The following is a 10,845-nucleotide window of genomic DNA, read 5'->3' as shown; positions in this document are numbered from 1 at the left end:
TATCGGGTTGAGCAATGCGGAATCGATTGCAGGAGCCGAGTTCTTTCAATCTTTGAAAAAATACTGCCTGTCAACAGCAACGATATGAACGATAATATCATTACCGGATTTTTCATGGAAGGGAAAACAGCTGCTATCATAGGAGGGCCTTGGCTCATGACGGACGTGAAGAGCGCGGGCATCGATTTCGGAGTGGCGCCGCTTCCTCTGCTGCCTAATGGAGAACATCCACGAAGCATGTCCGGCATCCGGGCGCTGTATGTGAGTTCCTATACCGAATATCCGGTTGCTGCGAAGCTGTTCGCGAGCTATGCGACCTCTCGCAAAAAATCTCGTCAAGCGATATGAAATGACAACACAGCTGCCGCCGAGACAAGACATGATGGAGGAGCCGAGCATCAAGGGGAATGCGAACGCACTTGCCTTTCTGGAACAAACGAAGCATTCTGCTCCAATGCCGTCCATCCCAGAAATGGGCAACGTATGGGTACCGGCGGGGGCTGCCCTTGCTGCAATATGGAATGACAATCAACAACCAGGCGAAGTTTTAAAGAAGGCAGTCGAGCAGATCAATACAGCGATTCAGACAAAAAAATAGCTACATCCTGAATCACATCGTGATCAAAAGCTGACTTTTTGAACTACATCTAAAAAATCGACGAAGGCGGTCTTCCGAATGGAACTGACAACAGGTGCCCGTCGGCATCGGACGAAAGCGGCTGTATTCTCCACTGTGTGTATCGGATTAGGCCAGCTGTACAATAAGCAGTATATGAAGGGCTTGCTGTGGATGATCGCGGCACAGTTATTCTTTTGGATCTACTATCCGATTGCTTATCGAGGAATAAGAGGGCTGATAACGTTAGGCGACGCGCCTACGAAGGTGGTTGCCGGACAAGTGTTCAAAGGCGATCATTCTATTTTCATGATGATTGAAGGACTTATTACGTTGGTGCTCATTCTCTTGTTCGCCGGGTGCTATGTCCTGAATATTTATGACGCAAAGAGAAACGGAGCATTGCGGGATGAAGGACACCCTGCTCCGGGGTTCATCGAATCCATCAAGCAGACGAAACTTCGGCATTTCCCATATCTGCTGCTGCTGCCTTCTATCTGCTTCGTGCTGTTCGTAACGGTAGTGCCGCTCATCTTCAATGTGCTGATTGCCTTCACGAACTATTCGGCTCCGAACCATATTCCCGACCGCAACCTAGTAGATTGGACGGGGCTAAGCTCGTTTTATGATTTATTTGCACAAGAAGCGTGGCGCAACACCTTCTTCGGCATTTCGGTGTGGAACATCATCTGGGCTGCGGCCTCTACGGTGTCCGTCTTTTTTAGCGGGCTGCTGCTAGCATTGATGGTGAACCATCCCAAAGTGAAATTCAAAAAGTTTTGGCGTACGATGTTCATTTTGCCGTGGGCGGTTCCGCAATTTATATCGATTCTGGTATTCAGGGTGCTGCTGAACGGTTCATTCGGGCCTGTGAACGATATGATCACCAAGCTCGGCTTCGCGCCAGTACCTTGGTTGTCTGATCCGGCGATGGCCAAGTTTACGATTCTGCTCGTGAACTTGTGGTTCTCCACTCCGTTCCTGATGGCATTGATGTCAGGGGTATTAACGACAATGCCGCGTGATTTGTACGAAGCTGCTGCTGTGGATGGAGCAACGGGAACTCAGAGATTCGTCAAGCTGACGCTTCCGCTCGTGTTAGCGGCGACGGCACCGATTTTAATCATGCAATTTGCTTTTAACTTCAATAACTTCAATTTGATCTACATGCTAACGGACGGCAATCCGACCCAGCCAGATTATTATTACGCGGGCAGCACGGATATTTTAATCTCTTGGATATTCAAGATGACGTTGAATCAAAGCCAGTTCAATATGGCCTCTGCTGTCTCGATCATTATGTTCGTCTTTATCACGGTATTCTCCTTATGGAACTATCGGCGGATGAAGATAACTCAAGAAGAGGATATGGTCTAAATGTCTAAATTGCTGAACAACTTGGTCGTGGCGGGCATTTACGCGGTGTTTGCCGTGCTGCTCCTGACAACGGTATATCCGTTGGTTTGGGTAATCGGAACTTCGCTTAACCCGGGCAATTCCTTAATGGTAAGCCGAATGTTTCCTGATCAGCCCACGCTCGCACATTATACGGAACTGATTCGGAATACGGATTTCGTGCTATGGTTTTCGAACACAGTCACGATCGCTCTTGCGAATGCGGCATTGTCAACGACATTGGTGGCAGCGACGGCCTATGCATTTTCCCGTTTTCGATTCAAAGGGAGAAAGCAAGGGTTAATGACATTGCTCATTCTTCAAATGTTTCCGGGCTTTCTGTCCATCATGGCGATTTTCGTGCTGCTGATGCAGACGAAGCTGCTTGATACACATTTGGGTCTCATTCTCATCTATGCGGGCGGTTCTATTTCGATGGGTACTTGGGTCATGAAGGGCCATTTCGATACGATTCCGAAAAGCTTGGAGGAAGCGGCCTATATCGATGGCGCGGGCCACCTAGAGACGATGTTCAAAATCATATTGCCACTGTCTTTACCTGCAATTACGTTTGTTGCATTGAATAGCTTTATTACGCCATTCATGGATTTTATCCTGCCGCAAATCGTGCTCAGATCGTCTGAAAAAATGACGTTGGCACAAGGTTTGTACAATATGGTGGCGAACGAGACGAATTCAAGCTTTACGACCTTCGCTGCTGGCGCTGTTCTGGTGGCCTTGCCGATCACGATGCTGTATATGTACTTCCAAAAGTATCTCATTCACGGCATGACGGCAGGTGCAGACAAAGGCTGACGACAGGGACACATCCTGATCAATCTTCGTGATCAAAAGCTACTATTAAGGTCGGTTTTCGGCACCGAGAAGGTTGCAAGAACTCGAAGCTTATGCTTCCGAAGTGAGCTTTGCTGCGCAAAGCTTGTAAAGAGCAGCGGAATGTAGGCGAGACTACATGAGCAGCTAAAATGTTTCTGAAAGAAACATACTTCGAAAGCATACGCTTTTCGAGAGTGAATGCAAGATTCGATGTCGAGTTTACATCCTGATCAATCTTCGTGATCAAAAGCGACAAAAAGGAGTTTGTTATGTTACTGGAAGCGATCTACCACAGACCTGGAAATTCATATTGCTATTCTTACGATAACGACACGATCCATATCCGGCTGCGCGCGAAGAAAGGTGATCTTCGGTTGGTCACAGCTCTGTATGGCGATAAATACGATTGGGACAAGACCGCAAAGGAAGCTGCCATGTTCATCATGGGCAGCGACGAACTGTTCGATTATTGGCATGTGGAGGTAGCTCCTCCGCACAAGCGGCTTCGTTATGCCTTCAAATTAGCCGCGGGTGAGCAGACGATATGGTATACGGAAAAGGGATTTGTTGCCGATAAGCCAGCGGATCCACTGACGTTTTTCGACTATCCCTTCTTATGGTCAAGCGAGGTGCTGCAGCCGCCGACATGGGTGAAGGATGCTGTATTCTATCAGATTTTCCCTGATCGGTTTGCCAACGGGAACCCTGACAATGATCCTGAACAGGTACGGCCGTGGACAGCCGACGACCCGGGGCAGCATGATTTCTACGGCGGCGATCTCCAAGGGGTGTTGGATCGTCTGGATTACATTAGCGAGCTTGGCGTTAATGCCATTTACTTTACCCCGTTGTTCGAGGCAAAGACGAATCATAAATATGACACTACCGATTATTTGAAGGTGGATCCGCAGTTTGGTGACGTGGCCCTGTTGAAGAAGTTGGTGAAAGCCTGCCACGACCGCGGGATTCGCGTTATCTTGGATGCGGTATTCAATCATTGCGGCTATTGGTTCGCTCCGTTTCAGGACGTTATGAAGCATGGGGAAGCATCACGCTATCGGGACTGGTTCCATATCGAACAATTTCCGCTCGTACGCGAGCCGAGAGCATCTTACCGCTGCTTCGCCTTTGAATCCCATATGCCGAAGCTGAATACGGTCAATCCCGAAGTCAAAGCCTACTTGCTTGAAGTCGCGCAATATTGGATTCGGGAATGCGATATCGATGGCTGGAGATTGGATGTTGCGAATGAGATCGACCATGATTTCTGGCGTGAGTTCCGCAGAACATGCAAAGGATTGAAACCGGACTTTTATATTTTGGGTGAGATATGGCATGATGCGATGACTTGGCTGCGCGGCGATCAGTTTGACGCGGTTATGAATTATCCGGCTACGGAGGCTATTCTTGATTTCTTTGCAAAAGGGACAATTGATGCGGAACAGTTCTCTTATCAAGTGAATAGGCTGTTGGCTGACTATCCGAAGCAAGTGGGTGAAGCTACCTTCACGATATTGGGCAGCCATGATACACCGCGTTTGTTAACAGTAGCTCAAGATGAACGCAAGATGCAGCTTGCGGCGTTGTTCCAGTTCACATTCCTCGGTGCGCCATGCATTTATTACGGGGACGAAGTAGGCATGACAGGCGGGCCAGATCCGGATTGCCGGAAGCCAATGGTATGGGAAGAGGAAAAGCAGAATGGTGAATTGCTGCGTTTTTATAGGGAACTGATCGCTTTGCGTACCGCCCATCCAGCACTGCGGCAAGGCTCATTCCGATTCGTTTATGCATCCGGAGATCACTTGGTCATCCGAAGACAGCATGCTGATGAGCAAATGTATATTTGCTTCAATAATAGCGAGCAGGCAGGAGCGTTCTCCTTCTCGTTGGAGCAGGATGATTCGTTGTCGTTATCACCTTCGATACTTGGAGAAGGATCATTTGCGTTGAAGAATAACAACGTTACGATTAGCTTGCCGGCGTATGGTTGGATGGTATTGATGGCTGAATCAAGCTAAATGAAGATAAATGAAGCTGCGACTAGATATGGATTGCGAGATCTAGGGCTAAATTGACACCCTATGGGCGGTATGCTTTAATTGGCTTAAACGTTTAAGTCTAAGCCGAGTGAGGTCGAATAAGATGAAGAAGACAACGATAAAAGATATCGCCCAAGCAGCGGGTGTGTCCATTGCTACTGTGTCCTATATATTGAATGACGTTAAGAATCAATCCATTTCGAATGAGACGCGCGTCAAGGTGTTAAAAATCGCGCAGCAGCTCAAATACGTACCGAACCGAACAGCCCGGTCTTTAAAAGTAAAGAAGTCAGGCTTGATTGGAATTCTGATATTCAAGGACGATCAACAAAGCTTTGGGTCAGATTTGAAGTACGCCAAGACGATAAGCAAGATCGAACAGCAATGCAGTGCGCTTGGCTATCATGTTATTTATATGCAAATCGACAATACGGAACCGTCATACAAGGTTATTATGGAACGGAATTTAGACGGCGTATTTTTAATCAATGTGGATCAGGAGCGATTTACGACGATTACGCCCTACTTTGGCTTCGGGATTCCTGTGTTTGTCGTGGACAGCTATATTGAAGACTCGCTTTTTCATAAAATTATGCCTGATGTGGAAGCGGGCTTTCAACGATCCCGCGATTTGCTGAATGAAGCTCCACAGTTTCTTATCATGGATCGCTATAACAATAACCAATGGTCGGATGTCATCAAGCAGGCATCGGGCTTGCCGGAAGAACGGATTCATGTATATGAACACAGCCAGGGGATGGAGTCCTTCTTGACCAAGTTCGATGGCCAACCAGGCATCGTACTGAACGAGTTTATTGCTAATGAAGCCGCCAAAGTCCATCCCAACTTGATTGCATGGTGCACCTGCCACTGTCCCGAAATTCTTGGTCAAGATACAGAGAGGGTCACTTTCGACTTGAGTAGATACGATTCATTTGTAGGCGTTATGAACAGCTTTATTGATGATGTGGAGTATGTGCACGAGGAGAAGTTTTTGAAATTGCCAGTCTCCTCGTAGATCAATATATGAGGAGAAATGCGTAGTGGATTCATCACGTATTATTCAGATCGACGAATTTTATTCGAGGATCTTATCTAATAGAAGAAAAGTATTTATTTATTTACCTCCGAGCTATCGGGAGAACGAACAGAAGCGATATCCCGTGCTCTATATGCACGACGGGCAGCATGCCTTTTTCGCGGATCACAAGGGAGACTCCTGGGATGTCCATCTTACAGTTGATCGTCTTGTTGCCGAAGGCAGGATGCAGGAAATCATCGTGGTTGCCATTTCCCATATCGAAGATGCACGGATTGCGGAATACATGCATGCCAATCCGGATGGGCATAACCTATTTAACACAGCGAATCAAGGCGAGATGTACGAGCAGTTTCTCATAGAGGAAGTGAAGCCTTATATCGATCAAGAATACCGGACACTTCCAGGCAAGGAGCATACGGCTTTGATGGGGTCTTCCGCTGGCGGCTTGGTGTCCTACAATATCGGATTCCGCCAATCGGATACGTTCGGCATGATCGGAGCTTTATGTCCATTCGTTGTCTGTGTAAATCCAGATACGATGGAGGATCGCTGGCTAAGTCATATCTATACGGAAAAGAGGGATCTCAAGATCTGGATGGATGTCGGTGATGCGGAAGGCTTCACCGTTATGGAGAAGCATGTGCGGCAGGTCGTAGACACGCTCGTTCGGATTGGATATGAGCCGGGGAATGATCTGATGTATTACTATGCCGTCGATTCCGGACACTCGCAGAAAGATTGGGCCGCAAGGGTTCATGCGCCGCTCCTATATTTCTTCGGAGATATCGGAACGCCCGTACATGCTGAACTGCACGGTTCCCATGTAGTCGGAATTCTGGGGGCGACGCAAAGGTTCAATGCGGTCGTTCATTACGACAGCGGCTTTGTCATGACGGATTTGAACGCCCGGTATGAAGTGGCCGATCCTCGCATCCTAGAAGTAACCGTGGATGGAACGCTCATTCCGAAGCGGTCGGGCAAGACGCGCGTCATCTATCATCGTGATCAGCTCACAGCACATACAGAAATTACAGTCATTCCGTATCTTTCGGAGACGGCCACAGTTACGTTGGTCGTAAAGGTGCCCGAAAATACGCCGCCTACCGAAAGGCTGTATGCAGGGATCGAGCTGCCGATAATCGATGGTGGGCAATATGGGGGCACGTTCAAGGTGCCGCGGGATATGGCGTTCGAGTTCAGGATTTCCCGTGGTTTGGGCAAACATGAAACGGATCGTTACGGTCAAGAAGTGCCATATCGCAAATTCACGGTTATCGATGGTTTGGAGCTGCATTACGAAGTTGAGAATTGGATCGATCTAGCGTCGGAAAGGGTGGAGGAGCGATGAGCACAAAGTACGGATCAAGCATCTTGCGCGTTGAAACATTTCACTCGGAATATCTGAATAACGATAGAGAGCTGTTCATTTACCTCCCTCCGAGCTACCAACAAGACCCGAACAAGCGGTATCCGGTCTTATACATGCATGACGGTCAAAATATTTTCCATCCGGCCTTCAACGGTTATTCATGGAACGTGCACGCCGCCGCCGATATGCTGATTGCCGAACAGCGCATGGAAGAAATCATCATTGTCGGCATTCCGAATATGGGGATGGAGCGGGCAGATGAGTTCACGCATGACTTAGAGGGCGTTCGTTATCAGGACGACAAGTTTGCGATTCAACCGCGAGGCCATCAGTATGAGCGTTTCCTGATTGAAGAGGTCAAGCCTTATGTGGATGCCCTATTCCGCACACGACCAGAACCGGAGCATTCGGCCTTAATGGGCTCTTCAAGGGGCGGGCAGGTGACGTATCATATTGGGCTGCGGCGTCCTGACGTATTCAGCATGCTGGGGATTGTCTCTCCTTACTTGTATTGTGTTTATCCTGAAACCTTGGAAGAAGTGCCACTGTACCATACCTTTACCGCCAAGCAGTCCACTAAGAAAATTTGGATCGATCTCGGCAGCCGTGAAGGACTGCTGGTCATGGAAAAGCATGTGCGCGAAGCAGCAGAGAAATTACTTAGCATCGGCTACAAAGCAGATGACGAGCTTGTCTACCTCTATGAGCCCGAAGCGTCGCACGTGGAGAAGGATTGGGCAGCGAGAGTGTCTGCACCGCTTCTTCACTTCTTCGGAAAGCGCGGCAAGGCTTGCTCTCTTATGCTGCATGGCGACCAAGTGGTTGGGATCGCAGGGCCTCCGTGCCGACTGAATCCGATAATCGAGTTCGATTCCGGCTTCAAGATGTCAGTACTTCGTGCCGCGTACCGTGTAGAGGATGAGCATATCGCGCAGGTTCGAGATGATGGTACGGTTATTCCGCTTCGCCCGGGCGTTACGGAAGTAACGGTGCAATTTGAGGGTTGTTGTGAAGCCTCGATGCCACTGCGAATCGTGGAGGAGCTCAGTACGCATGTTGACTTGGAGATCATTGTCCATGTGCCGCCTGGTACGCCGCAGGATCTCAAGCTGTACGCTTGGTTCCCATTGACGTACGATCCGAACACGGATGCATATGCGACACGCCTGCGCATCCCGCTGCATACAGATTGGCTGTTCCAAGTGAGTCGAGCAGACGGAATCGTGGAGGTAGATGGAGCGGGAGCTCGCGTCGAACGCAGCTATAAGGCAGAGCAGGATGCAACCTTAGTGATACATGTTGAGAGATGGAGCGGGCAATAAGGGTAAACGGATGGAAGCACGATGTGAATGGTCGAATAAAAGAGTGATATGCGAATCGGCATCGGGAGAAGAAGAAAGAGACGAGAGGAACGATACAGCATGAAGATATGGAAAATAGACTTCTTATGCGGCGCTATCTTGTTTACGGGAATCGCATTCGGTACTTCAACGATAATAGCCAATGCTGAGGGGTACGGACTTGATGAGGCAGGAAAGAAACTGTCTGTATCGATAGATAATCAACTTCCAGTGCGAGAACTGTCGGGGGCAATGGGCGATCGAACGATAGTGGTGACGCCGATTGATAAATATACCCCTAAAAATTCCAGTGTAGCTGCTATCGATCATGGTGGTATGGCGAAGGACGGGAATCTCAATCGTAAGAAGCCGGGAGCCAATTCTGACAGCAGTGACAAGAAGATGGACAAGCTGCCAGTAACCTCTACGGTGAACGGTGTAGAGGTAACAGTTCATTCGATTCGGGTTACGGAACAGGCGACGGACTTCGAAGTGACGATTACAAACAATTCGGATAAAGACAAGGTTACACTTGATATGCAAAAAGTAATAACGAAATCGAAACATCGGCGTTAAAGGGAGAAACGGCAGAAGCGGTCGAGATTGCATCGGATAATCCGGACTTTGCAGATAAAACGATTCGACCGAAGAAGGAACTGCATGGCTGGATCCGCAATCAAGGCTTGAAGGATCGGGATATTGTCAATTTGGCGCTCGCATTATCCGTAAAAGGAGCCAAGGAGACAAGAACGTATTCGTTCCTTATAGACTGCACCAAACTGAAGTTCCGTACCTTATAATAGAATGCTGATGTTGAAATGAACATGGCGTGCATGAGAAGAGATTTCTCATTCACGCCTATTTGCTTATTTTCTTACCATACTCCGTTCGGACAAGTACTAAGCAGGAGAAACACAACCCAATGTGCTTCTTTTTTATCTTATGCTCTGCTGCTATTGAACCGTGAAAATGCCGACGACGCAGAGCTTCGTTAGAGATATAATCGAATACAAAGAAAAAAGTAGAAAAGAACCGAACCTTTTCGGGTGAACGAGGCAATATAGGTTGTAAGCTTACCAAGGAGGGCCCTTTTTTCATGAAAGATATCAATATCGAGCACTGGATTGAACGGATGAAGGAAGGGGATTCATCTGCGTTTCAAGTGATCTATGATTGGTCATTCCCCGAAATCTATCGCTCCGTTGTCTTTCTGATGACGGAGAAAAATGAAATCGAAGATGTTATGAACGAGATATATTTTCAGCTGTGGCGATCCATCGGCAATTACGATGCGAATCGCCCCTTCCGATTTTGGATGCATGGCATTGTGCTGAAGCAAATACAAAAGTGGAGAACCAAAAGCTGGAGAAGGTTCCGAATCTTCGAGAAGAAGAGGCTCTTGGAGAGGGAAGAGCATCTGTTCTCGGATCGCCGGATCTTGGAGGCCGAGACCCATCAGGAGATGTTGACCATGGTTCACCAGCTATCCTACAAGCTTCGGGCGGTGATTATTCTGCGCTATTATCACGAATATACCTTCGATGAAATCGCTGAATTGCTGGACATTCCCGTGGGCACGGTCAAATCCAGGCATCATGCTGCACTAGGGAAGCTTCGCGAGCTCAGCCCGTATCTAGAATCAGCAAAGGAGCAGGAACTTTATGTCCATTGAACAACAACTGCGCGATAAGCTTCAGGATTGTGCGGAAGCAATGGAAAATCCATCTGACATGCAGAAGCGCATTCAAGAAGCTTCTTACGAGCGATATCGCAATGAAAAAAATAATGAAACATCAAAATCAAATCTGAACATTCGTATGGTAGCATGCGTTCTTGCGGTTGTACTCCTCGCGCCAATTATCATTTATACCGGTCCAACCGTAGCGGCACAGATTCGTACCTTGCTCAATCTATCTGGGACAGAAGATGCGCGCAACTTCGTCACGAAGGATGCTGATTCAGATTATGTCATTACGAACTTATATGCGGATGAAATTAGCGGCAATAAGGCGGCACAAGAAGTGATTGCACGCATTTACAGTGGGTTCCCTGAGACGAAGAACTTCGACATCGCAAACGCGCAAATTACCAAGGGAATCAGGGCCGGAGAAAAGATCCATATCTTTAATATCATTTAATGGAAAAGGGAAGACATTCGAGGAGCCTCATCAAGAGATTATTGTCAATGCTGATATGGATACAGG

The 10,845-nt window shown here is 48.0% G+C and carries 11 protein-coding genes; all 11 read left to right on the top strand.

Annotated features, from left to right (window positions below; all coding sequences use genetic code 11):
* On the top strand, positions 1-348 hold a 348-nt coding region (locus AZ66_RS32940), incomplete at its 5' end, for an extracellular solute-binding protein (protein ID WP_231586989.1).
* A 1-nt stretch (position 349) separates the two neighbouring features.
* Complete coding sequence (locus AZ66_RS32935) at positions 350-598, top strand: hypothetical protein (protein ID WP_052648746.1); 249 nt, start codon at positions 350-352, stop codon at positions 596-598.
* A 78-nt stretch (positions 599-676) separates the two neighbouring features.
* A complete protein-coding gene (locus AZ66_RS31550) occupies positions 677-1,993 on the top strand; it encodes a sugar ABC transporter permease (protein ID WP_044356756.1) in 1,317 nt (438 codons plus the stop codon).
* Positions 1,994-2,827, top strand: coding sequence for a sugar ABC transporter permease (locus AZ66_RS31545; protein ID WP_021260983.1), 834 nt, complete (start codon positions 1,994-1,996; stop codon positions 2,825-2,827).
* Positions 2,828-3,117: 290 nt separating this feature from the next.
* Entirely contained in the window at positions 3,118-4,869 is a 1,752-nt protein-coding gene (locus tag AZ66_RS21785; RefSeq protein WP_044356754.1) for a glycoside hydrolase family 13 protein, read from the top strand.
* A 124-nt stretch (positions 4,870-4,993) separates the two neighbouring features.
* Positions 4,994-5,908 (top strand): LacI family DNA-binding transcriptional regulator, encoded by a 915-nt coding sequence (locus tag AZ66_RS21780; RefSeq protein ID WP_044356752.1) that lies wholly within the window; start codon positions 4,994-4,996, stop codon positions 5,906-5,908.
* A gap of 25 nt (positions 5,909-5,933) precedes the next feature.
* Positions 5,934-7,280, top strand: a complete 1,347-nt coding sequence (locus AZ66_RS21775) for an alpha/beta hydrolase (protein WP_044356751.1) — start codon at positions 5,934-5,936, stop codon at positions 7,278-7,280.
* Positions 7,277-8,623 carry an alpha/beta hydrolase gene (locus AZ66_RS21770; protein WP_044356750.1) on the top strand — a complete coding sequence of 449 codons (1,347 nt, stop codon included), beginning with the start codon at positions 7,277-7,279 and terminating at the stop codon, positions 8,621-8,623. Before AZ66_RS21775 ends, AZ66_RS21770 begins: the two co-directional genes overlap by 4 nt.
* 99 nt (positions 8,624-8,722) lie before the next feature.
* Positions 8,723-9,217 (top strand): hypothetical protein, encoded by a 495-nt coding sequence (locus AZ66_RS21765; RefSeq protein ID WP_231586988.1) that lies wholly within the window; start codon positions 8,723-8,725, stop codon positions 9,215-9,217.
* A 520-nt stretch (positions 9,218-9,737) separates the two neighbouring features.
* On the top strand, positions 9,738-10,313 hold the full coding sequence (locus AZ66_RS21760) for a sigma-70 family RNA polymerase sigma factor (protein ID WP_021260977.1): 576 nt from the start codon (positions 9,738-9,740) through the stop codon (positions 10,311-10,313).
* On the top strand, positions 10,303-10,779 hold the full coding sequence (locus AZ66_RS21755; RefSeq protein ID WP_231586987.1) for a hypothetical protein: 477 nt from the start codon (positions 10,303-10,305) through the stop codon (positions 10,777-10,779). Before AZ66_RS21760 ends, AZ66_RS21755 begins: the two co-directional genes overlap by 11 nt.
* Positions 10,780-10,845: the final 66 nt, after the last annotated feature.

It is taken from the genome of Paenibacillus sp. E194, from assembly GCF_000935845.1.
Lineage (GTDB): Bacteria > Bacillota > Bacilli > Paenibacillales > Paenibacillaceae > Paenibacillus_B > Paenibacillus_B alvei_B.
The sequence above is the reverse complement of the archived record's forward strand: the minus strand, read 5'-3'. Positions and strand labels throughout refer to the sequence as shown.